The organism is Thioalkalivibrio sp. ALE10, assembly GCF_000381385.1.
Taxonomy (GTDB): Bacteria; Pseudomonadota; Gammaproteobacteria; order Ectothiorhodospirales; family Ectothiorhodospiraceae; genus Thioalkalivibrio.
The window spans coordinates 463,592-488,754 of record NZ_KB906450.1; the positions used below are offsets into that span (position 1 = coordinate 463,592).

22 protein-coding genes are annotated in these 25,163 nt (G+C 69.6%); 21 read left to right on the forward strand and 1 reads right to left on the reverse strand.

Annotated features, from left to right (window positions below):
• Window positions 1-85: 85 nt before the first annotated feature.
• The 17 genes from mraZ (at window position 86) to lpxC (ending at window position 18,695) form a co-directional block, all read left to right on the forward strand.
• The gene (gene mraZ, locus F788_RS0102295) at window positions 86-526 is read left to right on the forward strand and encodes a division/cell wall cluster transcriptional repressor MraZ (RefSeq protein WP_019021436.1); all 441 of its coding nucleotides are present in this window, start codon (window positions 86-88) and stop codon (window positions 524-526) included.
• A complete protein-coding gene (rsmH, locus tag F788_RS0102300) occupies window positions 526-1,461 on the forward strand; it encodes a 16S rRNA (cytosine(1402)-N(4))-methyltransferase RsmH (RefSeq protein WP_019589133.1) in 936 nt (311 codons plus the stop codon). Before mraZ ends, rsmH begins: the two co-directional genes overlap by 1 nt.
• The gene (gene ftsL, locus F788_RS0102305) at window positions 1,461-1,745 is read left to right on the forward strand and encodes a cell division protein FtsL (RefSeq protein ID WP_018869867.1); all 285 of its coding nucleotides are present in this window, start codon (window positions 1,461-1,463) and stop codon (window positions 1,743-1,745) included. Before rsmH ends, ftsL begins: the two co-directional genes overlap by 1 nt.
• On the forward strand, window positions 1,733-3,445 hold the full coding sequence (locus F788_RS0102310) for a penicillin-binding protein 2 (RefSeq protein WP_019589134.1): 1,713 nt from the start codon (window positions 1,733-1,735) through the stop codon (window positions 3,443-3,445). The genes ftsL and F788_RS0102310 overlap by 13 nt, the downstream gene beginning before the upstream one ends.
• A complete protein-coding gene (locus tag F788_RS0102315; RefSeq protein WP_019589135.1) occupies window positions 3,442-4,959 on the forward strand; it encodes a UDP-N-acetylmuramoyl-L-alanyl-D-glutamate--2,6-diaminopimelate ligase in 1,518 nt (505 codons plus the stop codon). Before F788_RS0102310 ends, F788_RS0102315 begins: the two co-directional genes overlap by 4 nt.
• A complete protein-coding gene (gene murF / locus F788_RS0102320; protein WP_019589136.1) occupies window positions 4,956-6,329 on the forward strand; it encodes a UDP-N-acetylmuramoyl-tripeptide--D-alanyl-D-alanine ligase in 1,374 nt (457 codons plus the stop codon). The genes F788_RS0102315 and murF overlap by 4 nt, the downstream gene beginning before the upstream one ends.
• Window positions 6,310-7,392 (forward strand): phospho-N-acetylmuramoyl-pentapeptide-transferase, encoded by a 1,083-nt coding sequence (mraY, locus tag F788_RS0102325; protein WP_019021431.1) that lies wholly within the window; start codon window positions 6,310-6,312, stop codon window positions 7,390-7,392. The genes murF and mraY overlap by 20 nt, the downstream gene beginning before the upstream one ends.
• Complete coding sequence (gene murD / locus F788_RS0102330; protein WP_019589138.1) at window positions 7,392-8,744, forward strand: UDP-N-acetylmuramoyl-L-alanine--D-glutamate ligase; 1,353 nt, start codon at window positions 7,392-7,394, stop codon at window positions 8,742-8,744. The genes mraY and murD overlap by 1 nt, the downstream gene beginning before the upstream one ends.
• Window positions 8,741-9,949, forward strand: a complete 1,209-nt coding sequence (gene ftsW / locus F788_RS0102335; RefSeq protein WP_026332678.1) for a putative lipid II flippase FtsW — start codon at window positions 8,741-8,743, stop codon at window positions 9,947-9,949. Before murD ends, ftsW begins: the two co-directional genes overlap by 4 nt.
• Window positions 9,946-11,043: an undecaprenyldiphospho-muramoylpentapeptide beta-N-acetylglucosaminyltransferase gene (murG, locus tag F788_RS0102340; RefSeq protein ID WP_019589140.1), complete on the forward strand. Its 1,098-nt coding sequence runs from the start codon at window positions 9,946-9,948 to the stop codon at window positions 11,041-11,043. Before ftsW ends, murG begins: the two co-directional genes overlap by 4 nt.
• Window positions 11,040-12,464, forward strand: a complete 1,425-nt coding sequence (gene murC / locus F788_RS0102345; RefSeq protein WP_019589141.1) for a UDP-N-acetylmuramate--L-alanine ligase — start codon at window positions 11,040-11,042, stop codon at window positions 12,462-12,464. Before murG ends, murC begins: the two co-directional genes overlap by 4 nt.
• The gene (gene murB / locus F788_RS0102350; RefSeq protein ID WP_019589142.1) at window positions 12,461-13,435 is read left to right on the forward strand and encodes a UDP-N-acetylmuramate dehydrogenase; all 975 of its coding nucleotides are present in this window, start codon (window positions 12,461-12,463) and stop codon (window positions 13,433-13,435) included. Before murC ends, murB begins: the two co-directional genes overlap by 4 nt.
• Window positions 13,432-14,382: a D-alanine--D-alanine ligase gene (locus F788_RS0102355; protein ID WP_019589143.1), complete on the forward strand. Its 951-nt coding sequence runs from the start codon at window positions 13,432-13,434 to the stop codon at window positions 14,380-14,382. Before murB ends, F788_RS0102355 begins: the two co-directional genes overlap by 4 nt.
• A complete protein-coding gene (locus tag F788_RS0102360; RefSeq protein ID WP_019589144.1) occupies window positions 14,379-15,158 on the forward strand; it encodes a cell division protein FtsQ/DivIB in 780 nt (259 codons plus the stop codon). The genes F788_RS0102355 and F788_RS0102360 overlap by 4 nt, the downstream gene beginning before the upstream one ends.
• Before the next feature lie 14 nt (window positions 15,159-15,172).
• Window positions 15,173-16,408: a cell division protein FtsA gene (gene ftsA / locus F788_RS0102365; protein WP_019589145.1), complete on the forward strand. Its 1,236-nt coding sequence runs from the start codon at window positions 15,173-15,175 to the stop codon at window positions 16,406-16,408.
• 77 nt (window positions 16,409-16,485) lie between these two features.
• Window positions 16,486-17,655, forward strand: coding sequence for a cell division protein FtsZ (gene ftsZ / locus F788_RS0102370; protein ID WP_019021424.1), 1,170 nt, complete (start codon window positions 16,486-16,488; stop codon window positions 17,653-17,655).
• Window positions 17,656-17,774: 119 nt separating this feature from the next.
• Window positions 17,775-18,695 carry a UDP-3-O-acyl-N-acetylglucosamine deacetylase gene (lpxC, locus tag F788_RS0102375; RefSeq protein WP_081617416.1) on the forward strand — a complete coding sequence of 307 codons (921 nt, stop codon included), beginning with the start codon at window positions 17,775-17,777 and terminating at the stop codon, window positions 18,693-18,695.
• Window positions 18,696-18,701: 6 nt separating this feature from the next.
• On the opposite strand, the gene F788_RS0102380 is transcribed toward lpxC, so the two are convergent.
• Complete coding sequence (locus F788_RS0102380; protein WP_018869882.1) at window positions 18,702-19,145, reverse strand: DciA family protein; 444 nt, start codon at window positions 19,143-19,145, stop codon at window positions 18,702-18,704.
• Window positions 19,146-19,196: 51 nt separating this feature from the next.
• Here F788_RS0102380 and F788_RS0102385 point away from each other — a divergent pair, with 51 nt between their 5' ends.
• Genes F788_RS0102385 through F788_RS0102400 form a run of 4 tightly spaced genes read left to right on the forward strand, consistent with a single transcriptional unit; the run spans window position 19,197 to window position 25,138 of the window.
• Entirely contained in the window at window positions 19,197-20,066 is an 870-nt protein-coding gene (locus tag F788_RS0102385; protein WP_019589147.1) for a M23 family metallopeptidase, read from the forward strand.
• Window positions 20,067-20,124: 58 nt separating this feature from the next.
• Complete coding sequence (gene secA, locus F788_RS0102390; protein ID WP_019589148.1) at window positions 20,125-22,929, forward strand: preprotein translocase subunit SecA; 2,805 nt, start codon at window positions 20,125-20,127, stop codon at window positions 22,927-22,929.
• Window positions 22,930-22,953: 24 nt separating this feature from the next.
• On the forward strand, window positions 22,954-24,171 hold the full coding sequence (gene argJ / locus F788_RS0102395; protein ID WP_019589149.1) for a bifunctional glutamate N-acetyltransferase/amino-acid acetyltransferase ArgJ: 1,218 nt from the start codon (window positions 22,954-22,956) through the stop codon (window positions 24,169-24,171).
• Entirely contained in the window at window positions 24,152-25,138 is a 987-nt protein-coding gene (locus F788_RS0102400) for a Nudix family hydrolase (RefSeq protein WP_026332680.1), read from the forward strand. The genes argJ and F788_RS0102400 overlap by 20 nt, the downstream gene beginning before the upstream one ends.
• Window positions 25,139-25,163: the final 25 nt, after the last annotated feature.

Sequence of the window (25,163 nt, forward strand, 5' to 3'; positions counted from 1 at the left end):
TTTCCTTGACCCTCAACAGGGGTGTACCTATAGTGGATTCAAGTGGGGAAAAGTGGGAGAAGGTGGGATTCCACCGCCAGCGGCCATGTTTCGAGGCGTCAGTCAGCTCAATCTGGATGCGAAAGGACGCCTGGCCATGCCGGCGCGTTATCGCGATGAGCTCGTGGCGTCCTGCGACGGCCAGCTGGTGGTTACGGTTCACCCGGATCGCTGTCTTCTGGTGTATCCGCGCCCGGAATGGGAGCGGGTCGAGCAGAACCTGATGTCGCGCCCCAACCTGAAGCCGGCCGTGGTCCGCCTGCAGCGCCTGCTGGTCGGGCATGCCTCCGACTGCGAGCTTGACGGCAACGGGCGCCTGTTGCTGCCGCAGCCGCTGCGCAAGTTTGCCGGCATGGACAAGCAGGTCGCCCTGCTGGGTCAGGGCAAGAAGTTCGAGATCTGGGATCAGGCGACCTGGGATCAGCGCTGCGAGGAGATGTTCGAGGATGGCATCGATACCGAAGAACTCGAGTCGATCTCGCTGTGATGCAGGAACCGCAACAGGCCCATGTCCCGGTCCTGCTGGACGCCGTGCTCGAGGGGCTGGCGGTGCGCGCTGACGGTTTCTACGTGGACGGTACCTTCGGAAGGGGCGGGCACAGCCGCGCCTTGCTTGACCGTCTGGGGCCGGACGGTCGCCTGCTGGCGATGGACCGGGATCCCGAGGCGGCCGAGGCCGCCTCTTCGTTTCTGGGGGATCCGCGTTTCGCGTTCGAGTCCGCGCCGTTCTCGTCCATGGCCGAGGTGCTGCGGCAGCGCTACCCGGATCGCCGGCCGGATGGCGTGTTCCTCGATCTCGGGGTGTCATCGCCGCAGCTGGACGATGCCGCGCGCGGTTTCAGTTTCCAGCATGACGGCCCGCTGGACATGCGCATGGACCCGTCGTCCGGCGAAAGCGCGGCCGACTGGCTGGCGCGTGCCGAGGAAAAGGAGATCGCGGACGTGATCTATCAGTACGGCGAGGAGCGTTTCTCGCGGCGCATCGCCCGCGCGATCGTGCGCGCCCGTGCCGAAGGTCCGATTACCCGCACGGCGCGCCTGGCGGAACTGGTGCGTGCCGCGGTGCCGCGCCGCGAGCCCGGCAAGCACCCCGCGACGCGCACCTTCCAGGCCCTGCGCATTCACGTGAACGCCGAGCTGCGCGAGCTGGAGACGTGGCTGGAAACCATTCCCGAGGTCCTGCCGTTCGGGGCGCGCCTGGTGGTGATTGCCTTCCACTCGCTGGAGGACCGCATGGTCAAGCGGGCCTTCCGCGGGGACCGTGACGATGCGCCGCGCATCCCGCGCGGGCTGCCGGTCATGCCGGAGGCGGCGCCGCGTCCGTTGCGCCCGCTGGGCAAGCCGGTGCGGGCGGATGCCGGGGAACAGCAACGCAATCCGCGGGCACGCTCGGCCGTGCTGCGCGTGGCGGAGCGCAACTGATGGTCTGGCGCGGGCTCGCGATCGTCGCGCTGTCGGTGGGCGCGTTTGCGTCGGCGATTGGCGTTGTGGTGGCGCGCCACGAGGCGCGTCAGGCGTTCGTTGAGCAGCAGGCGGTGCTGGCCGAGCGCGACCGGCTCAACCTGGAATGGACCCGGCTGCAGATCGAGCAGTCCACCTGGGCGACGCCCGGGCGTATCGAGCGTCATGCACGCGAGGAGCTGGGCATGTTGCGCCCCGATGCGGATCGCCTCGTGGTGATCGGGAGGGACGCATGGGCGCGCTGAAACGCGAAATCTCGATGGGCCGTCTGCGGGCGCTGGTGGTCCTGCTGGTCCTGATGCTGATCGCGCTGGTGTTGCGCGCCGCCGATCTGCAGATGTTCAAGAGCGAGTTCCTGTCCGCCCAGGGCGAGGCGCGCCAGGTGCGCACGCTGACCGAGACCGCCCACCGCGGTGCGATTACCGATCGCCACGGCGAACCGCTGGCGATCTCGGCACCGGTGCAGACCGCGTGGGCGCATCCGGGGGCGCTGCTGGAGGCGCGCGAACGCTGGGGCGAGCTGGCCGCGGCCCTGGACATGGACCGCGAGACCCTGGCGGAGCGCATCGAAAATCGCGCTGACCGCGAGTTCGTCTATCTGCGTCGGCACATGCTGCCGGCCCCGGCCGAAGCGGTGGCCTCCCTGCGCGTCCCCGGGGTGTCCCTGACGCGCGAGTTTCGCCGTTACTATCCGCATGGTGAGGCGGTCGCGCATGTGCTGGGTTACACCGACATCGACGACCAGGGCCAGGAAGGGGTCGAGCTCGCGTTCGACTACTGGCTCTCCGGGCAGCCGGGCGCCAAGCGGGTACTGCGCGACCGGCATGGTCGTACCATCCGCGACGTCGCCAGCATCCGTCCGGCGCGCGAAGGCAACCCCCTGCGGCTGACGCTGGACGCACGGCTGCAGTTCCTGGCCTACCGCGAACTCAAGGCCGCGGTGCAGCGCCACGACGCGCGCGGCGGATCGGCCGTGCTGCTGGATGCGCGCAGCGGCGACATCCTCGCAATGGTCAATCAGCCCGGTTTCAACCCCAACAATCGCAGTTCGATCCGCTCCGATCGCGCTCGCAACCGGGCGGTCGTGGACGCGTTCGAACCCGGCTCGGTCATAAAGCCGTTTACCGTCGCGGCGGCCCTGGATGCCGATGCGGTCGACCCTCACGTGACCCTGGACACCGCGCCCGGCACGATGCAGGTGGGGCATCTGACGGTCCGTGATCTGCGCGACTACGGCACCATCGACCTCACCACGCTGATCGCGCGGTCCTCCAACGTGGGCGCAACGCGTCTTGCACTGGACACCGATCCGGCCGATTTCTGGCAGACGCTGCACCGCGCCGGGTTCGGGCAGGCAACCGGCCTGCATTTCCCGGGAGAGGCGCGTGGCACCCTGCGCGACTTCACCGCCTGGCGCGAGGTCGAGCAGGCCACGCTCGGCTACGGTTACGGGCTCGCGGTCACGCCGCTGCAGCTGGCTGCCGGTTATACGGCCTTCGCCAATGACGGACGTCGCCTGCCGGTACGCCTGGTCGAGACCGCCGATGATGCCCGCGAGCCGCAACGGGTGATGAGCGCGGACACCGCCGGACGGCTGCGCGCGATGATGGAACATACCGTGGGCAGCGAGGGCACCGCGCGCCAGGCCGTGATCGACGGATATCGGGTCGCCGGCAAGACCGGCACCGCGCGCAAGGCGGTGCGCGGCGGTTATGCCGAGGACCGTTACTACTCCAGTTTCGTCGGTCTGGTCCCGGCATCCGAGCCACGGTTCGTCATGGCGGTGGTGGTGGACGAACCCGCCGACGTGCATTACGGCGGGGCGGTCGCGGCGCCGGTGTTCCGCGAGGTCACCGCCTCGGCCCTGCGCATGTACAACGTGCGCCCGGACGCGATGCCCGAGATCCCGATGCAGCTCGCCACCGGCGAGGAGGCGCAGCCATGACCGCCGCGGCGACCGATCCACGGGTGGCCGGGGTGGATCTGCACGCGCAGTTCCCCGAGGCCCTGGATGGCCACGGCCCGCTGGTCGTGACCGACCTGGTGCAGGACAGCCGCGCGGTGACCCCGGGCGCCGGGTTCGTGGCCCTCCGGGGAACCCGCGAGCACGGTCTGGCCCACGCCGAGGATGCCGCGGCGCGCGGCGCCGGCGTGATCCTGTGGGACGAGGCCGATGCGGGGCCTCCCGCCGGCTCGCCCGGGGTGCCCGGCGTTCATGTCCCGGGGCTGCGTGCCCTGCTGCCGGCCATGGCGCAACGGGTATTCGGTGCCTGGCCGGAGGCCGCGCCGATCGTCGCGGTGACCGGCACCGATGGCAAGACCTCGGTGACGCATCTGATTGCAGCGGCACTCGAACGTCTGGGTACCCCGGCCGGACTGGTCGGCACCCTGGGCGTCGGCCGTCCGGGGCAGCTGCGCCCGGCCGGGCACACGACCCCGGGCGTGCTCGAGCTCCACCGGCATCTGGCCGGGTTGGCGCGCGAAGGCTGCGAAGCCGCGGCACTGGAGGCCTCTTCGCACGGGCTCGTCCAGGGGCGTCTGGACGGGGTCCCGGTGCGCGTCGCGGTGCTGACCCGCCTGGGCACGGATCATCTGGATTTCCATGGCAGCCAGGCCGCGTATGCCGAGGCCAAGGCGATGCTGTTCGACCGCCCGGGACTGAGCACGCGGGTGATCAACGCCGATGACGAGCTCGGTCACGAGCTCCTGCGCCGTCCGGTGCCCGAGAGCATCACCGACATCACCTGGGGTCTGGAGTCTTCCGCAGCGATGGCGCGCGCCGAGGCCATCGAGGCCGGCCCGGAGGGACTGCACTTCGTGCTCGTTGCCGACGGGCGGCGCGTGCCGGTGCGGTCGCGGCTGTACGGACGGTTTCAGGTCGAGAACCTGCTGGCCACTCTGGCCGCCCTGCATGCCCTCGGACATGCCTGGGAGGCCGCCGCGGACGCGGTGGCGGAGCTGCCCGGGGTCCCCGGGCGCATGGAGCGTCACGATCTGCCGGGCGGCGCCCAGCTGGTGGTCGATTACGCCCACACCGCGCAGGCCCTGGAGGCCGCATTGAGTGCGTTGCGTCCGCACGTGCGCGGCCGCCTGTTCGTGGTTTTCGGCTGCGGCGGCGAACGCGACCGGGGCAAGCGTCCGGCGATGGGGCGCGTGGCCATGCGTGCAGCGGACCGGGTGATCGTGACCGATGACAATCCGCGCCACGAGGATGCGGCGGCCATCCGTCACGCGGTGCTCCAGGGCTGTGACGATCCCGCGCGCTGCCGCGAGATGGGCGATCGCGAAGCCGCGGTGCGTACCGCGGTCGCCGACGCCGGGCCGGGCGACATCGTGCTGCTGGCGGGCAAGGGGCACGAAACCACCCAGCAGATCGGTGACCGGTTTCATCCATTCAGTGATCGCGAGCTGGCCGCCCGGCTGGCGCGCGAGGGGATTTCCGGGGAGGGGGAGCGATGATCCGGATGACGGCCGGAGAACTGGCGACCGCCGTGGGCGGGCGCCTGCAGGGGGACGCCGGGGCGGCATTCACCGGCGTGTTCAGCGACACGCGTACCCCGCGCGAAGGCGGGCTGTTCGTCGCCCTGCGCGGTCCGAACTTTGATGCCCATGACCATCTGCACGCCGACTTGCCGGCACCGGTGCTGCTGGTTCGCCGCGCACGCGAAGACCTGCCGCAGACCCAGGTGGTGGTGCCCGATACCGGCGAGGCCCTGGGGCGACTGGCCGCGACCTGGCGCAGGCGGTGCCACGCGCGGGTGATCGCGCTGACCGGCTCCAACGGCAAGACCACCACCCGCGAGATGCTGCGCGCGATCCTCGCGCGCATGGGGCGGGTGCATGCCAGCGAAGGCAACCTGAACAACGAGATCGGGACACCGCTGACCCTGCTGGCGATGCCGGAGGATACCGACTTCGCGGTGATCGAACTGGGCGCCAACCACGCCGGCGAGATCGGCCGCATGGCCGCGTGGACCCAGCCGCACGTCGCCATGATCACCAATGCCGGTCATGCCCACCTCGAAGGTTTCGGCAGCCTGGAAGGCGTGGCGCACGCCAAGGCCGAGATCTACTCGGGTCTGCCGGCCCAGGGCGGAACCGCGGTGGTGAATCTGGACGACCCGTTCGCCGACTACTGGCTTTCGCTCAACGAGCACCATCATCTGCAGCGCTTCTCCCTCGAGGGGGGCGGCGAGGTCGAGGGCGTGTGGGTCGCCCCGGATCGCCTGCGCCTCACGATCCTCGGTGCCAGCCGCGAGATCCGCCTTGCCGGTCCCGGCCGCCATGTCGCGGCGAATGCCGTGGCGGCCGCTGCCGCCGCCAATGCCGCGGGCGCCGCGATCGACACCATTGCGCAGGGACTGGGCGACTGGCGCCCGGTCGCCGGTCGCCTGCAGGCACTGCAGCACGCCGGCGGTGCCCGCATCTGGGACGACAGCTACAACGCCAACCCCGATTCCCTGCGGGCCGGCCTGGAGGTGCTGGCGGCGGTGCCCGGTCGGCGCATCCTGGTGCTGGGGGAAATGGGCGAGCTGGGCGGCGACGCCGCGGCCCTGCACGCGGCCACCGGGCAGGAGGCCCGCGCAATGGGGATCGATTTCTGCCTGGCGCTCGGCGAGCTGGGCCGCGAAACCGCCGAGGCCTTCGGCGAGCAGGGCGAGTGGTTCCCCGATCATGCCGCACTGGTCGCGCGGCTGCAGGGGTTGCTGGACGAGCGAACCACCGTGCTGGTCAAGGGTTCGCGCAGCCAGCACATGGAATCCATCGTGGAGGCGCTGGACGCGCAGCCCGTGAATCCGGAGGCGGCGGATGCTGTTCGCACTGACTGAATATCTCGCCCAGTTCCATTCCGGGTTCACGGTCTTCCAGTACCTGACCCTGCGCGCCATCCTCGGGGTGGTGACGGCGCTGGCGATCGCGCTGCTGATCGGTCCCTCGGTGATTCGCCGTCTGACCCTGGGCAAGGTGGGCCAGAACATCCGCGAGGACGGCCCCGAATCGCACCTGAGCAAGGCCGGCACGCCCACCATGGGCGGTGCGCTGATCCTGGTGGCCGTGGCGGTGGCCACCCTGCTGTGGAGCGACCTGACGAATCGTTTCGTCTGGATCGTGCTGCTGACCACGCTGGCCTTCGGCGCCGTCGGTGGCTGGGATGACTATCTCAAGCTGCGTTACGGCAACAGCCAGGGGCTGTCGGCGAAATCCAAGCTGCTGTGGCAGACCCTGTTCGCCCTGGTGGCCGCCGGGGTGATCATGCTCACTGCCCAGGATCCGGTGGAAACCACCTTTTATCTGCCCGTGTTCAAGGACATCGAGTTCAGTCTGGGCTGGCTGTTCATCCCGCTGGTGTGGCTGGTGGTGGTGGGCTCGTCCAATGCGGTCAACCTGACCGACGGGCTCGACGGCCTGGCCATCATGCCGGCGGTTCTGGTCGCCGGCGCGCTGGGCATCTTCGCCTATGCCGCGGGCCATGCGGTGTTCGCCGACTATCTCGGCATTCCCGCGGTGCCCGGGGTCGGCGAGGTGGGGATCTTCGCCGCCTCGCTGGTGGGGGCGGGGCTCGGGTTCCTGTGGTTCAACACCTATCCCGCGCAGGTGTTCATGGGCGATGTCGGGGCCCTCGCCCTGGGCGCGGCGCTGGGAATGATGGCCATCCTTACGCGCCAGGAGATCGTGCTGCTGATCATGGGCGGCGTGTTCGTGCTGGAGACCGTCTCGGTCATGCTGCAGGTCGCCTCGTTCAAGCTGACCGGACGGCGAATGTTCCGCATGGCGCCGCTGCATCACCACTTCGAACTCAAGGGCTGGCCGGAGCCGCGCGTGATCGTGCGTTTCTGGATCCTGACCGTGGTGTTCGTTCTCATCGGTCTGGCGACCCTGAAGGTGCGCTGATGGAACGGGTGCGAAGCGACAACCTGATCGTCGGGCTGGGCGCCACCGGGCAGTCGGTGGCGCGCTACCTGCTCGCGCGCGGGATGTCGTTCGCGGTCACCGATACCCGTCGCGAGCCGCCGGCCTGTGACGATCCCGAACTGGCGCGGATCCTGAACGAGCGTTGGGTCGGCCCGCTGGACGGCCTGGATGCGAGCGGGGTGCGTCGCCTGATCGTCTCGCCCGGGGTGGCCCTGGAACACCCGGTGATCGCCGCCGCCAGTGAGGCCGGTGCCGAAGTCACCGGCGACATCGACCTGTTTGCCCGCGAGGCCGGAGCCCCGGTGATCGCGATCACCGGTTCCAACGGCAAGAGCACCGTGACCGCGCTGGCCGGCGAACTGCTGGATGCGGCCGGCTACGCGGTGGCGGTGGGGGGCAACTACGGGACCCCGGCGCTGGACCTGCTGGAACGCGACCCGGAGGTGTTCGTGCTGGAGCTGTCCAGCTTCCAGCTGGAACGGTGTCACGATCTGGCGCCCGCTGCTGCCGTAGTGCTCAACCTGTCGCCGGATCACCTCGATCGCTATCCCGACATGGCCGCCTATCTGCGCGCCAAGCAGCGGGTGTTCCGCGGCGCGCGGCGCGGACTGCTCAATCGTGACGACCCGATGGTGGCGGAACTGACCACACCGCCGGGCATGGCACGCGAGACCTTCGGTCTGGGCGTGCCGGCGGCGGACGCCGACTGGGGCGTTTGTGTCGGCGGCCACGGGGAGGGACCGCACCTGTGTCGTGGCGGCCAGGCCCTGCTGGAGACCGCGCGCCTGCGCATGCGTGGCCAGCACAACTGGGCCAACGCCCTGGCCGCACTGGGCCTGGTCTGGCCGTGGCTGGACTCGGCCGGGCGCCGGGCGCGGGCCCTGGCGGCGCTGGCCGATTTCCCGGGGCTGCCGCATCGCTCGCAGTGGATCGCCTCGGTCGACGGCGTGGACTGGATCAACGATTCCAAGGGCACCAACCTCGGTGCCACCCTGGCCGCATTGCGCGGCACGCCCGGGCCGCTGGTTCTGATCGCCGGTGGCCAGGCCAAGGGGCAGGATTTCGCCCCGCTGGCCGATCAGCTGGCCGGCAAGGTGCGCGGCGCAGTGCTGCTGGGAGAGGACGCACCGTTGATCGCGCGTGCCCTCGCCCCGGTGGTGCCGGTGCAGCGGGTCGACGACATGGATGCGGCGGTGGCGCATGCCGCGGAATGGGCGCAGCCGGGTGACACCGTGTTGCTGTCGCCCGCCTGCGCCAGCCTGGACATGTATCCGGACTATCGCGCCCGGGGTGACGCCTTCGCCCGGGCCGTGCGGGAGCTGGCCGCATGAGCGCCCCGGTCAGCCAGCCGACTTCGCCAATGGTCCGGCGCCTGCAGCAGGAGGTGGACCTGCCGCTGCTGGCGTTGACCGCGGCGCTGGTGGCGCTGGGGCTGGTGATGGTCGCTTCGGCCTCCATGGAGATGGGTGCGCGTGATTTCGGCAATGCCTGGCACTTTCTGCAGCGCCAGGTGCTGTTTGCCGCCCTGGGTACGATGGCCGCGGTGGCGGCATGGAACGTGCCGCTGGCGCGCTGGGAACGCGCCGGCCCGTGGCTGCTGGCGCTGTTCCTGCTGATCCTGGTGGTGGTCCTGCTGCCCGGCGTCGGACGCACGGTCAACGGGGCAACCCGCTGGATTCCGCTGGGAGCGTTCAACCTGCAGGTGGCCGAGCTGGCCAAGTTGCTGGTGGTGATGTACCTGGCGGGCTACATCGTGCGCCATTACTCCACCCTGCGCCTGCAGCTGGCCGGGTTCGTGCGTCCGCTGGTGGTGCTGGGGGCCGGTACCGTCCTGCTGTTGCTGCAGCCGGATTTCGGCGGGGCCGCGATCATGCTGGCGATCGGCATGGGCATGCTGTTCCTCGCCGGCGCCCGCCTGTCGCAGTTCCTCGCGCTGGGGGGCACGATCGCGGCGGGCATGGCGGTCGCCGCGGTTGCGGCGCCTTACCGCATGGCTCGCCTGACGGCCTTCCTGGACCCGTGGCAGGACCCGTTCGCGAGCGGTTTTCAGCTGACCCAGTCGCTGATCGCGATCGGCTCCGGCGGGGTGACCGGGTCGGGGCTGGGCGGCAGCGTGCAGAAGCTGTTCTACCTGCCGGAGGCACACAACGATTTCCTGTTCGCGGTGTTCGCCGAGGAGTTCGGTTTCTTCGGTGTGCTGGTGCTGATCGCACTGTTCGCAGGGCTGGTCTGGCGCTGCCTGCGCATCGGCCTGGAGGCCCAGCGCAGCGGTCATGCCTTCGGTGCCCATCTGAGCTTCGGCGTGGCGATCTGGCTGGGCCTGCAGGCGGCCCTGAACATGGGCGTGAACATGGGGCTGCTGCCGACCAAGGGGATGACGCTGCCGTTTTTGTCCTACGGCGGCAGTTCGCTGATCGTCAGTCTGATCGCGGTGGGTCTGGTACTGCGGGTGGCCCGCGAGGCGCGGACCCCGGCACCGGCCCCGGTGCCTCGCCGGCGTTCGCGCGCCGCCCGGCAGAGCGGAGGTGCGGCATGACGGCCCCGCGCGTGCTGATCATGGCCGGCGGTACCGGCGGCCATGTCTTCCCCGGGCTGGCGGTGGCCGAGGCCCTGCGCGAGCGCGGGGTCGAGGTGGTCTGGCTGGGGACCCATGCGGGCGTGGAGGCGCGCCTGGTGCCGCAGGCCGGGATTGACCTGCATACCCTCCCGATCGCCGGTATTCGCGGCAAGGGGCTGTTCGGCCTGGCCTTCGCACCCTGGCGCCTGGGGCTGTCGCTGTGGGCGGCCCTGGTGCTGCTCCGGCGCATCCGCCCGCAGGCGGTGATCGGTTTCGGCGGGTTTGCCGCCGGACCCGGCGGGCTGATGGCCGCGGCCCTGGGACGCCCCCTGGTGATTCACGAACAGAATGCGGTGGCCGGCCTGACCAACCGCTGGCTGGCGAAGGTCGCCGACCGCGTGTTCGCCGGTTTCGACGGTGCGTTCCCGCCCGAGGTGCGCGCCACGCGGGTTGGCAATCCCGTGCGCTCCGCGATCGCGGCCCTGCCCGCCCCGGGCGAGCGCTACGCCGCACGCAGCGGGCCGCTCAATGTGCTGGTCCTGGGGGGCAGCCTGGGCGCGCGTTCGCTGAATCACGCGGTGCCCGCCGCGCACGGCCTGCTGCCGTCGGAGCAGCGCCCGCAGGTCCTGCACCAGGCCGGCTCGCGTACCCTGGAAGAAGCCCGCGCGGCGTATGCCGAAGCCGGGGTGGAAGCCACGGTCACCGAGTTCATCGCGGACATGGAGGCGGCCTGGGCCGAGGCGGATCTGGTGATCTGTCGCGCCGGGGCGCTGACCGTGGCCGAGGTGGCGGCCGCGGGTGTGGCCGCGGTTTTCGTGCCCTATCCGCATGCGGTGGACGATCACCAGTATGCGAATGCTCAGGCCCTGGTGGACGCCGGGGCGGCCTGGCGTTTCCGCGATGCCGAGCTGGAGCCGCAGGCGCTGGCGGAGCTGCTGGGCTCGCTGGACCGCGAGACCCTGCGCGACCGTGCCGAACGCGCGCGGGCGCTGGCCTGCCCCGACAGTGCCGCGCGCCTCGCCGATGTCTGTGTGGAACTGGCGGGGCCGGGCCCCGCGGGGGAGGGATCATGAGCCACGCGCGCCTGCCGGAACATGCGATGCGCCGCATCCGCCGGATCCACTGCGTGGGGATCGGCGGCTCCGGGATGAGCGGCATCGCGGAGGTGCTGCATCAGCTGGGTTATCGGGTCTCGGGTTCGGACCTGGGGCGGTCGCCGATGATCGACCGCCTGGTGGAGATGGGCGTGCGCGTGGTCGGCGAGCACCGGCCGGAGAACGTGGCTGAGGCCGATGTGCTGGTGGTGTCTTCGGCCATCGATCCGTCCAATCCCGAGGTCGCCGCGGCGCGCGAGCGCGGTATCCCGATCGTGCGGCGTGCCGAGATGCTGGCGGAACTGATGCGTTTCCGCTTCGGGATTGCGGTCGCCGGGACCCATGGCAAGACCACCACGACCAGTCTGGTGGCCAGCGTGCTGGCGGAGGCGGGGATGGATCCGACCTTCGTGATCGGCGGCCGACTCAATTCCACCGCCAGCCACTCGAGCCTGGGGGCGGGTGACTATCTGGTGGCCGAGGCCGACGAGAGCGATGCCTCGTTCCTGCATCTGCAGCCGCTGCTCGCGATCGTGACCAACATCGATGCCGATCACCTGGGGACCTATGGCAATGATTTTCGCCAGCTGCACGAGACCTTTCTCGAGTTCCTGCACCATCTGCCCTTCTACGGGCTGGCGATCCTGTGCGCCGATGACCCGCAGGTGCGCGAGCTGATGCCGGAGCTGGAACGCCCGCGGCTGACCTACGCGATCGATGCCGACGCCGATGTGCGCGCCCTGGACGTGCGCCAGGAGGGCGTGCAGACCCGTTTCCGCCTGCAGCTGCCGGAGGCCGGCGAGCCGTTCCCGGTCACCCTCAATCTCCCGGGGCGCCACAACGTGCTCAATGCCCTGGCCGCGGCGGCCGTGGCCTGGGAGCTGGAGGCCCCGCGCGAGGCGATCGCCACGGCGCTCGAACGCTTCCAGGGCATCGGGCGGCGGTTCCAGGTCCACGAGTGGGCGGGGCCGGCCGGGTCGGTGACGCTGGTCGACGATTACGGCCATCACCCGCGCGAGATCGCCGCGACCCAGGCCGCGGCGCGGGATGCCTGGCCCGGTCGCCGGCGGATCACCGTGTTTCAGCCGCATCGCTACACCCGCACCCGCGACCTGTTCGAGGACTTCGTGGAGGCGCTGTCGGAGACCGACGTGCTGATCCTGCTGGAGGTGTATGCCGCAGGCGAGGCGCCGATCGCCAGCGCCGACGGGCGCAGCCTGGCGCGGGCCATCCGTCTGCGTGGCCAGGTCGAGCCGATTTTCGTGGAACAGGCCGCGGACGTGGCCGGCGTGCTGGAGGGCCTGCTGCAGGCGGACGACGTGATCATCGCCCAGGGGGCGGGCGACATCGGTCGCCTGGCGGCCCTGCTGCCGCAAGAGCTAACCGGAGGTGGCGCATGACACCGCTGGACCCTGCCGCAGCCGCGGCGCGTCATCTGCACGAGCTGCAGCCACGCGGCGAACTGCAGGCGCGGGCACCGCTGGCACCGCTGACCTCATGGCGTGCCGGCGGGCACGCCGACTGGCTGTTCCGCCCCGCGGACCGCGAGGATCTCGCGAACCTGCTGGCGCAGGTCGCCCGCCTCGCGCCCGACCTGCCGATCACCTTCCTCGGGCTCGGCAGCAACGTCCTGGTGCGCGACGGCGGCGTTGCCGGGCTGGTGGTGCATCTGCAGGGCGTTCTGGCCGAGCGCGAACGCCTGGACGGCGACCGGGTGTTCCTGGGTGGCGGGCTGGCCTGTGCCCAGGCGGCGCGCTTCTGTGCCCGCGAGGGCCTGGTGGGGGCGGAGTTCCTCGCCGGCATCCCCGGCACCGTGGGCGGCGCCCTGCAGATGAACGCCGGGGCCTGGGGCGGCGAGACCTGGCCCCTGGTGGAATCGGTGGAGGTGATCGACCGTGCAGGCCGGCTGGAAACCCGCCGCCCGGATGCGTTCCGGGTCGGTTACCGCCGGGTCCAGGGGCTCGATCCGCGCGAGCGTCTGTGGTTCACCGGGGCGACTCTGCGTCTGAGCCCGGGCGACCCGGAGGCCGGTACCCGGCGCATCCGCGAACTGCTGCGCGAACGCTCGGCGAAACAGCCGCTGGGTCAGCCCTCCTGCGGATCGGTATTCCGCAATCCGGAAGGCGATCACGCCGCACGCCTGATCGAGGCCGCCGGGCTCAAGGGCCTGCGCGCCGGCGCGGCCGAGGTGTCGCCGGTGCATGCCAATTTCATCACTCACGACGGTACGGCGCGGGCGGAAGACATCGAGCGCCTGATCGACACGGTGCGCAACACGGTGGAGCAGCGGTTCGGCGTCCGCCTGGAGCCGGAGGTACGCATCCTGGGCCGGTTCATCGACCCGGGCGACGACAGCGAGGGAACGGCATGAATCGTAACGACGCAGAACCCCGCGACTATGGCCGGGTGGCGGTATTGATGGGCGGCTGGTCCGGAGAGCGCGAGGTCTCGCTGGCCAGCGGCAACGCCGTGCTGGCGGCTCTGCGACGTCAGGGCGTGGATGCGCATCCGGTCGATCTCACGCGGGCGCACCTGGGGCATCTGCACCTCCCCCTGGAGGGTTTCGACCGCGTGTTCATCGCGCTGCACGGAGAGTGTGGCGAGGACGGGGCCCTGCAGGGCTGCCTGGACCTGGCCGGCATGCCCTACACCGGCACCGGCGTGCTGGGTTCCGCCCTGGGGATGGACAAGCTGGCGTGCAAGCGGCTGTGGACCGGGAGCAATCTGCCCAGTGCACCCTACCGGCTGCTGAATCCGGGGTTCGATCCCGATGCGGTGGCCGAGGCGCTGGGGCTGCCCCTGATCGTGAAGCCGGCACGCGGGGGCTCGAGCCTGGGCATTACCCGGGTGGATCGGGCGGCCGATCTCCCGGCCGCGTGGGAGGCGGCGCGCAGCCAGCCCGGGCAGATCTTCGCCGAACAGTGGATCGAGGGCCACGAATACACCGTGGCCATCCTCGACAACCAGCCGCTTCCGGTGGTCGAGATCCGTGCCGACGGCGGGTTCTACGACTACCACGCGAAATACGAGTCGGACCGCACCGGGTATGTCTGCCCGCCGCCGCTGGATGAAAGCTCGTTACTCGAATTGCAGTCACTGGCGCTGGGTGCGTTTGCCGCGCTGGAGGCCTGTGGCTGGGGGCGGGTCGACATCCTGCAGGACGAGCACGGCGACAACCATCTGATCGAGATCAACACCGTGCCCGGCATGACGGATCACAGCCTGGTGCCCAAGGCGGCGGCCGAGGCCGGGATCGATTTCGACACCCTGTGCCTGCGCATCCTGGACTCCAGTTTCCAGTGCGGAGGGCTGCGATGAATCGCCGGCGCACCCCGCCGGCAGCGCGCTTCGCGCGGCTGCGCAGCGTGTCCGGCCCGGCCCTGCGTCTGCTGGCCGGAATGGCGCTGGCCGCGGCGATCGTGCTGGTCCTGCTGGCGACGACCCGGTTCGAGCCGGACGCGCTGGTGCCGGTGGAGAGCATCGAGATCGCCGGCGAGCCGCGCTACGCGGACGTGGAGCGGGTGCGTGAACTCGCGCGTCGCCACGCGCCGGGGTTCATTACCGCCGATCTGGCGGCGCTGGAACGTTCGCTGGTCGCCGAGCCCTGGATCGATGGCGTGCAGCTGCGCCGGCAATGGCCGGGGACGCTGGTGGTCGAGGTGCGCGAACCGGTGCCGGTGGCGCGCTGGGGCGAGGACCAGCTGGTCGATCGGCATGGCCGGGTGTTCGGGCCGGTGGATCAGGCCGAGTGGGACTACCTGCCCGCGCTGGAGGGGCAGGACGGGCGCCAGGTGGTGCTGATGCGCCGTTACCTCGAGGTGTCGGCACGTCTGGCGGATGCCGGCCTGGAAGTGGCCGGCGTGGCCGAGGGTCGTCGCCATGACTGGACCATCCGTCTGGAGTCCGGGGGGCGGATCCTGATGGGGCGGGACGCCGAGGCGGCTCGCCTGAATGCTCTGGTACGGGCAGCCGACGTCGTGCGCGAGCGCCGCGACGCGCCGGTGGAACGCTGGGACCTGCGCTATCCGCACGGCATGGCGGTGGCCTGGGCCGATGAAGACGGGGACGCCGCCGGCGATCCCGGGACACAGTGAAAGGACGCGGGGAGATGATGGCAAAGAAGGCGGAATCGGGTCTGATCGTCGGGCTGGATGTCGGGACCTCGAAGATCGAGGCCATCGTCGGCGAGCTGAAGGACGATGGCGAGATCGAGATCATCGGCATCGGCTCGTCGCCCTCGCGCGGACTGAAGAAGGGCGTGGTGGTCAACATCGAGTCCACCGTGCAGTCGATCCAGCGCGCGGTGGAGGAGGCCGAGCTGATGGCCGGCTGCGAAATCCACTCGGTGTACACCGGTATCGCCGGGAGTCACGTGAAGAGCTACAACTCGACCGGCGTGGTGGCCATCAAGGACGGCGAGGTGGGGCCGGGCGACGTCGAGCGGGTCATCGACGCCGCGCGGGCCATCGCGATCCCCGCCGACCAGCGCATCCTCCACGTGCTCCCGCAGGAATACATCATCGACGAGCAGGAGGGCATCCGCGAACCGGTGGGGATGTCCGGCGTGCGCCTGGAGGCCAAGGTCCATCTGGTCACCGGCGCGGTGTCGGCGGCGCAGAACATCGTGAAATGCGTGGAACGCTGCGGCCTGCGGGTGGACGACATCATCCTCGAGCAGCTGGCGTCGTCGTATTCGGTGCTGACCGAGGACGAGAAGGATCTGGGGGTCTGCCTGGTCGATGTCGGGGGCGGCACCACCGACATCGCGGTGTTCTCCCACGGCGCCATCGCGCACACCGCGGTGCTGCCGATTGCCGGCGACCAGGTCACCAACGACATCGCGGTCGCGCTGCGTACGCCGACGCAGTACGCCGAGGAACTGAAGATGAAATACGCCTGCGCGCTGCGCTCGCTGGCCGACCCCGGGGAGTCCATCGAAGTCCCGGGGGTGGGTGACCGCGAGGCGCGCCGCTTGTCGCGGCAGACCCTCGCCTCGGTGGTGGAGCCGCGTTACGAGGAGCTGCTGCAGCTGGTTCAGGCCGAGCTGCGCCGTTCCGGAACCGAAGAAATGATCGCTGCCGGGGTGGTTCTGACCGGCGGATCGTCGCGGATGGAAGGTGGGGTGGATCTCGCCGAGGAGGTCTTCCACATGCCCGTTCGCCTGGGTGTTCCGCAGCACGTGACCGGGCTGCTGGACGTGGTGCGCAATCCGGTGCATGCCACCGGGGTGGGCCTGCTGCTGTATGCCCGCGAGTCACGGGCCCTGCAGGAGTCACGCCCGGTGGAATCCGGGTTCCAGGGGATCTGGGCGCGCATGAAGCGCTGGTTTACCGGCCAGTTCTAGGCCGGACCGAAGGGCCGGACCGCTCTCCGGCTACCGAGAAGGAAGGACATGTACACACGAAACAAGAGGACGCAATCATGACGTTCGAACTGATGGATACCTTTAGCCAGAGCGCCACGATCAAGGTCGTGGGCGTGGGTGGCGGCGGCGGCAACGCCGTACAGCACATGGTTCATTCGCAGCTGGATGGCGTGGATTTCATCTGCGCCAATACCGATGCCCAGGCGCTCAAGAGCCTGGATTCCAAGACCCTGCTGCAGCTGGGCGGGGACATCACCAAGGGCCTGGGCGCCGGGGCCGATCCGTCGGTGGGCCGCGAGGCCGCACTGGAGGATCGCGAGCGGGTGCAGGACCTGCTGCACGGCGCGGACATGGTGTTCATCACCGCCGGCATGGGCGGCGGCACCGGCACCGGCGCGGCCCCGGTGGTGGCACAGATCGCCAAGGAGATGGGCATTCTGACGGTCGCCGTGGTGACCAAGCCGTTCCCGTTCGAGGGCAAGAAGCGCATGCAGGTCGCCATGTCCGGGATCAAGGCGCTGACCGAGCAGGTGGACTCCCTGATCACCATCCCCAACGAGAAGCTGCTCACGGTGATGGGCAAGAACACCACCCTGCTGGACGCCTTCAAGGCCGCCAACGACGTGCTGTTCGGCGCGGTGCAGGGCATCGCCGAGCTGATCACCCGTCCGGGCCTGATCAACGTCGACTTTGCCGACGTACGCAACGTGATGCGCGAGATGGGCATGGCAATGATGGGGACCGGCACCGGTTCCGGCGAAGACCGTGCGCGTCAGGCCGCCGAGGCCGCGATTGCCAGCCCGCTGCTGGAGGACATCGACATTTCCGGGGCCCGCGGCATCCTGGTCAACGTGACCGGCGGCATGGATGTCGGTATCGGCGAATTCGAGGAAGTCGGCGAAGCGGTGAAGGCGCTGGCCTCCGAGGACGCCACCGTGGTGGTGGGTACCGTCATCGATCCCGAGATGAGCGACGAGATGCGGGTCACGCTGGTGGCCACCGGCCTGGGCGCGCAGACCGAGCAGCCCGAACGCCCGCAGGTGCGCGTGGTGGATGCCCAGCCGCAGCAGGCGGCGGCCGGTTCCGACGTGGACTTCGACCGCCCCACGCACCAGCGTCAGCGCCGCGGCCAGGACGAGGTCGCGACCGATTACGGCAGCGGTAACCAGCAGTCGAATATCGATGTGCTCGACATCCCGGCTTTCCTGCGCAAGCAGGCTGACTGAGGGACTTGACATGCAGGAGGAGCGGAATCCTGCAATAATGGAGTATTCGTTGTGTGCATGAACGGAGCCCGGGAGGGCCCGGGCTCCCCTCCATGCGCTCTCGCAGAAGAGGCAGTGCGTTGATCAGGCAAAGAACGCTCAAGAACAGCATCCGGGCGACCGGAGTGGGGCTCCATACGGGCGAGAAGGTGGTCCTTACGCTGCGTCCGGCCCCCCCCAATACCGGAATCGTGTTTCACCGCGATGACCTCGACCCGCCGGTGGAAATCCCGGCACGGGCCGAGAACGTCGGGGACACGCGGCTGTCCACGACCCTGGTCAACGGCGATGCGCGGGTTTCCACCGTGGAACATCTGCTGTCGGCGGTGGCCGGTCTGGGCATCGACAATCTCTTCGTCGACGTGAGCGCTGCGGAGGTCCCGATCATGGACGGCAGCGCGGGACCGTTCGTGTTCCTGCTGCAGTCCGCGGGTCTCAAGGAGCAGGATGCTCCCAAGGAATTCATCCGGGTGAAGCGCAGCGTGGAGGTTCGCGACGGCGACAAATGGGTGCGCTTCGATCCCTATGAAGGGTTCAAGGTCGGCTTCTGCATCGACTTTGAACACCCCATGTTCACCGACGGGAGCCAGCGCGCCGAGCTGGATTTCTCGTCCACCTCGTTCGTGAAGGAAGTCTCGCGCGCCCGAACCTTCGGGTTCATGCGCGACATCGAGGCCCTGCGTGCGAATCAGCTGGCACTGGGCGGCAGCCTGGACAATGCCGTGGTGCTGGACGACTTCAAGATCCTCAACGAGACCGGGCTGCGCTACGACAACGAGCTGGTAAAACACAAGATCCTCGACGTGGTCGGCGATCTCTACCTGCTGGGCCACAGCCTGATCGGGGCTTTCACCGGGCACAAGTCCGGCCATGCCCTGAACAATCAGCTCATCCGTCAGCTGGCCGCGGACCGGACGGCCTGGGAAAAGGTTACCTTCGAGGATCCCTCCGAGCCGCTGCCGATCTCGTTCGGGCAGCTGGAGCCGGGCGCCACCGGTTGAGGGACGTCAGCCGGTGTCGTTCCCCGTATCGCGGGGACGGGCGCGGGCCAGCCGCCGCAGTGCTCCCGCCAGCCGGGGATCGTCGACCTCGCCGGCCGTCTGTTCCAGGGTCTGGCGGGCGCTGTCCGGGATCGGCGGACGGCTGCGCACCGGATCCGGTTCGGTGGAGCGGGCCGCACCACCCAGGGCGACCCGCACGCGCTCCACTTCGGGGTAGCCGGCCGCCTGCAGGGTCTTGAGGATCTCGCGCTGCTGGAAGCGCATCTCGGTGCACAGGGCACGGTCGCGGCAGACCGCCACCAGGGTGGTGTCGTGGCGCACCAGCTGGAGGCGCCCGCTGGCGACGTGCGTTCCGACCAGCCCGGCCAGCGCCCGTTCCAGTGCCCGGTCCGGGGTGACGTGGCTCTGCCACGCGGCGCGGATGTATCGGCCGATGCGGGGCGGCGTCATGGCTGACATGGCGCCTCCCGCTCGGGGCTTGGAGGAATCAACGGAGGTTGCATGGACCTGATGCTACTACGAGCCGGCGGTGTCTGTACCCGGATCCCGCTGTGGCTGGTGGTTCCGGCGCTGCTGGGGGTGCTGGCCGCGGTCGTGACCGCCGGCTATCAGCTGGGCCAGCAGCAGCGTGACGTGGTCGAAATCCCCGTGCTTCCGACCGTGGGCTCGCCCGATCTCGAACTCGCGGAACGCGAACTCGCGCGCGAGGGGGTGGAGTCGCTGGCGTCCCGTGTGGTCGAGCTGGAAAACCGCCAGGCGCGTCTGGACCTGCGCATGTCCGGTCTGGGCGACGCCCTGGATCTGGACCCGGAGGCGCTGGAACCGGAGGCCGGCGGTCGCGGCGGACCGGCGCCGCCGGACTCCGCGGCCGCGGTGGACCGTCGCATCGCCGCGCTGGATCACCTGCTGGGGCGGCGCGACACGACGGTCGCGCGCCTGGACGAGGCGGTGCGCGGCGATGCCCGGGACGAGCGCATGCGCCCCGGCGTGCGGCCGGTGGAATCCGAGGCCTGGGTCAGTTCGGCCTTTGGATACCGCGACGATCCGTTCACCGGCGAGCGGCGTTTCCATTCCGGCATCGACTACGCCGGACGCGAGGGCTCCGAGATCCGGGCGGCCGCGGACGGGATCGTGGTGCGGGCGGACACCAACGGCGGGTTCGGGCGCAGCGTCGACATCGTTCATGCCGACGGGTTGCTGACCCGTTACGCGCATAATTCGGAGTTGCTGGTCGATCCCGGGGAACGGGTGGAAGCGGGCCAGCCCATCGCCCGCATGGGCAGTACCGGACGGGCGACGGATACCCATCTCCATTTCGAAGTCCACGGTCCCGGCGGACCGGAGAATCCGGCCGACTACGTCCATCGCTGAGCGTGACCTCCGCGGATCGTTTATCCTAGGTCGGTTTCAGCCAATCTTCCGGATCCCCATGAAGCAGCTCGTACGCAAGTTCTTCGGCAGTCGCAACGACCGCATCATCAAGCGCTACGCGAAAAAGGCCGAGCGCATCAATGCCCTGGCCCCGGCCATCGACGATCTGCCGCAGGAAGAGCTGCGGCACAAGACGGATGAATTCCGCCGGCGGCTGCAGTCGGGCGAGGACGTGGATGCGCTGCTGCCGGAAGCCTTCGCGGTCTGCCGCGCGATGAGCGACCGCGTACTGGGCCTGCGCCACTTCGATGTCCAGCTGATGGGCGGGATGGTCCTGCACGACGGACGGATCGCGGAAATGCGCACCGGCGAGGGCAAGACCCTGGTCGCGACCCTGACGGCCTATCTCAATGCGCTGCCGGGCGATGGCGTGCACGTGGTGACCGTGAACGACTATCTCGCCCGCCGCGATGCGGCCTGGATGGGACGGCTCTACCAGGCCCTGGGGCTGACGGTCGGCGTCATCAACTCCTCCGGCGGGCAGTCGGGCGGTGCCTCCTCGTTCGTGTTCGACCCCGACCATGTGGCGGGTGAGGAAGGCATGGACGGCCTGCGGCCGGTCACCCGTACCGAGGCCTACGCGGCCGACATCACCTATGGCACGAACAACGAGTTCGGTTTCGACTATCTGCGCGACAACATGGCCTTTTCGGCCGATCAGCGCGTGCAGCGGGGCCTGAACTACGCGCTGGTCGACGAGGTGGACTCGATCCTGATCGACGAGGCGCGCACGCCCCTGATCATTTCCGGCCCGTCCGGCTCGGACTCCGAGCTGTACGAGCGCATGAATGCGATCCCGCCGCAGCTGACGCGTCAGGAAGACGAAGAGAGCGAGGGCGACTACTTCGTTGACGAGAAGGCCAAACAGGTCTTCCTCAGCGAGGAGGGCCACGAGAAGGCCGAGGCCCTGCTGCGCGAGGCCGGCCTGCTGGAGGAGGACCAGTCGCTGTACGACGCCGGCGCGATCGCGGTCCTGCACCATCTGAACGCAGCGCTGCGCGCGCATGCCCTGTTCCAGCGGGATGTCGACTATCTGGTGCGCGACAACCAGGTCCAGATCATCGACGAATTCACCGGCCGCATCATGACCGGTCGGCGCTGGTCCGAGGGGCTGCATCAGGCGATCGAGGCCAAGGAGGGCGTGCCGATCCAGCGCGAGAACCAGACGCTCGCCTCGATCACCTTCCAGAACTATTTCCGCCAGTACGACAAGCTGGCGGGCATGACCGGCACCGCGGATACCGAAGCCTACGAGTTCCAGACCATCTACGGCCTGGAGGTTGTGGTGGTTCCCGGTAACAAGCCGCTGATCCGCGAGGACATGCAGGATCTGGTGTACCTGACCCAGGACGAGAAGTACGACGCGATCGCGAAGGAGATCCAGTGGTGCGTCGAACGCGGCCAGCCGGTGCTGGTCGGCACGGCCTCGGTCGACAGCTCCGAGCGGCTGGCGAAGTCCCTCAAGGAGAAGGGCATCGAATTCGAGGTGCTCAACGCCAAGCAGCACGAGCGCGAGGCGCACATCATCGCCCAGGCGGGACGTCCGGGGGCCGTGACTCTGGCCACCAACATGGCCGGGCGCGGTACCGACATCGTCCTCGGCGGCAGTCTCGACGCGGAACTGGCCGGTGTCGATCCGAACGACGAGCAGCAGCGCGAACGCATCCGCGAAGACTGGCAGAAACGCCACGACGACGTCATCGCCGCCGGCGGCCTGCACATCATCGGCTCGGAGCGGCACGAATCGCGGCGCATCGACAACCAGCTGCGCGGGCGTTCGGGGCGCCAGGGCGATCCGGGCTCCAGCCGGTTCTTCCTGTCCCTGGAAGACAACCTGATGCGGGTGTTCGCATCCGAACGGGTGAAGTCCCTGATGGGACGCCTGGGCATGAAGGAAGGCGAGGCGATCGAGAACGCCTGGGTCTCGCGCGCCATCGAGAACGCCCAGCGCAAGGTCGAGGCGCACAACTTCGATATCCGCAAGCAGCTGCTGGAATACGACGACGTCGCCAACGACCAGCGCCAGGTCATCTACGAGCAGCGCGCGGAGCTGCTGACCACCGAGGACATCAGCGACACCATTGATGCCCTGGTGGCCGACGTGATGAATGCACAGATCAGCGAATACATCCCGCCCGGCAGCATCGAGGATATCTGGGATCCGGAAGGGCTGGAGCAGGCGCTGCGCAACGAATTCGGCCTGGAACTGCCGGTCAAGCAGTGGCTGGATGACGAGGACGACCTGCACGAGGAGCCGCTGCGCGAGCGCATCATCGAGCGGGCGCGCGAGACCCTCAACGGCAAGCGCGAACAGCTGGGTGATGCCACCATGAATCGCCTGCAGCGCGACGTGATGCTGCAGGTGCTGGATTCGCAGTGGAAGGAACACCTGGCGGCGATGGACTATCTGCGCCAGGGGATCGGCCTGCGCGGGTATGCCAACCGCAACCCCAAGCAGGAATACAAGAAAGAAGCGTTCGCGATGTTCCAGTCGCTGCTGGAGCGCATCAAGCACGACGTGATCAAGATGCTGCTGCGCATCCAGCTGCGCTCGGCCGAGGAAGCCGAACAGCTGCAGCCGGAGCGCCAGGCACCGGACACCGGGGCCATGAACTTCCGCCACGAGAATCCCGACAGTCCGCTGGCCGCGGACGAGGACGACGGGGGCGCCGCGGACGAGGGCGCACGCAAGGTCGCCGGTGGTGACGAGACGTACCGGCGGGAGGAGCCCAAGCTCGGACGCAACGAGCCCTGCTGGTGCGGTTCCGGCAAGAAATACAAGCACTGCCACGGCCGTCTCTGACGGCCGGTCCGGGGAGACGCGCTGATGGCCGTGGGACTGCAGGAACCGTCGGCGCCGCCGGCCGTGCCGGGCATCCGTCTGGCAGCCGGGGCGGCCGGCATCCGGTATGCCGGTCGTGATGACCTGGTGCTGATGGACGGTGGCGAACACGCAGTGGTCGCCGCGTTGTACACAACCAGTGCCTTTCGCGCCGCGCCGGTGGAGGTCGCTCGTCGCCATCAGGCGGAGGGGCGTCCCCGCTGGCTTCTGATCAACGCCGGGAACGCCAACGCGGGTACCGGTGAGCCCGGGCTGCGTGCGGCCAAGGCCAGCTGCACGGCCCTGGCCCGGTTGGTCGACAGCGAGGCCTCGGCGGTGCTGCCGTTTTCCACCGGGGTGATCGGCGAGCCTTTTCCGCTGGAGCGGCTGGAGGCGGCCCTGCCTGCGCTCCATGCCGGACTGGCCGAGGATGGCGAGAGCTGGCTGCGGGCGGCGCGGGCGATCATGACCACCGACACGGTGACCAAGGTCGCAAGCCGCGACGTCCGGCTGTCCCAAGGGCGCGTGCGGCTGACAGGCATGGCGAAGGGATCGGGGATGATCCATCCCGACATGGCGACGATGCTGGGGTTTGTCGGCACCGATCTGGCCACCGATGCGGACGAGCTGGACGCGCTGCTGCGCGAGGCGAACCGTGACAGTTTCAACGCCATTACCGTGGATGGCGATACCTCGACCAATGACGCGCTGGTCTGCATGGCCAGCGGGGCCAGCGGTGTCCGCCTCGCCGGCGATGCCGACCGCACCGCGTTCGCGCAGGCGCTGGGGTCACTGTGTCTGGAACTGGCGACCGCGATCGTGCGCGACGGGGAAGGGGCGACCAAGTTCGTGACCGTGGAGGTGACGGGCGCATGCGAGCGGGCGGAAGCCGAGCGCGTTGCCGAGACGGTCGCGTTGTCCCCTCTGGTGAAGACCGCGCTGTACGCCAGCGACCCGAACTGGGGGCGCATCCTCGCAGCCGTGGGACGGGCCGGCGTCAGCGATCTCCGGATCGAGGGGGTCACGGTGGACATCAACGGTCTGGCGATCGTGCGCGCTGGCGGCCGCGCGCCCGAATACCGCGAGGAAGACGGCCAGGCCGCCTTCGCGGCCGACGAGATCACCATCGCCATCGACCTCGGACGGGGCGATGCGCGGGCGCGCAAGTACACCTGCGATTTCTCCCACGAGTACGTGCGCATCAATGCCGAATACCGCTCCTGAGGCGGCACCGCTTGATGTGGCGCTGGGCGTGATCGAGGACGGGGCCGGCCGGGTCCTGGTTGGTCAGCGCGGGGCCGGGCAGCATCAGCCGGGCCGCCTCGAATTCCCCGGCGGCAAGCTGGAGGCGGACGAGTCCCCGGTCGCGGGCCTGGTACGCGAGATCCGGGAGGAGACCGGCCTGGGGGTCGAGCAGGCCATCCCCTGCCTGCGGCTGGAGCACGACTACGGCGACCGCCGCGTCAGGTTGCACGTGTTCCGGGTGCCGGACTGGAGCGGCGAGGTCCGGGAGTGCGAAGGACGTGCCCTGTGCTGGCGCGTAGCGGCCGCGCTGGATCCGGCGGATTTCCCGGCCGCCAACGGCCCGATACTGCGCCTGTTGCAGCTCCCCGATTTCCTTCTGGTGACGCCCGACCCGGCCGGGTCCGACGGCATCGCCGCCGTGGTGGACCGTGTGGCGGCCCGCCTCCGGCACGGGGACGTGGGGCTGTTGCAGATCCGTGCGCCGGGGCTGGCACGGGACGACTATCTCCGCTTTGCCCGGGATCTGGTGGCGGTGTCGCAGTCGCTGGGTACCGAAGTGCTGCTGAACGCGCCGCTGGACTGGCTGGACGAGCTGCCGCCGGCCGGGGTGCATCTGCCGGAGCGGCGCTGGCGGGCGCTGTCCCGGCGCCCCGCGGTAGCCGGCCGTATCAGCGTGTCGGCGCACGATGTCACGGGTCTCCAGGAGGCGGGGAGGCTGGCGCCCGATCTGGCCGTGGTCGGTCCGGTCCGGCCGACCCGGACGCACCCGGGGGCGACGCCGCTGGGCTGGGACGGTCTGGCACGTCTGACCGCGGCGAGTCCGGTGCCGGTCTACGCCCTGGGGGGGCTGGACGCGGGCAGCCTCGCGCCGGCCCGCGCCGCCGGTGCCTGCGGGATTGCGGCCATTCGTGGTCTGCTCGGAGAGCCGCCGGGCGGCGGGGAGTGACGCCACGGGCGGTGCCGCCCGGTCC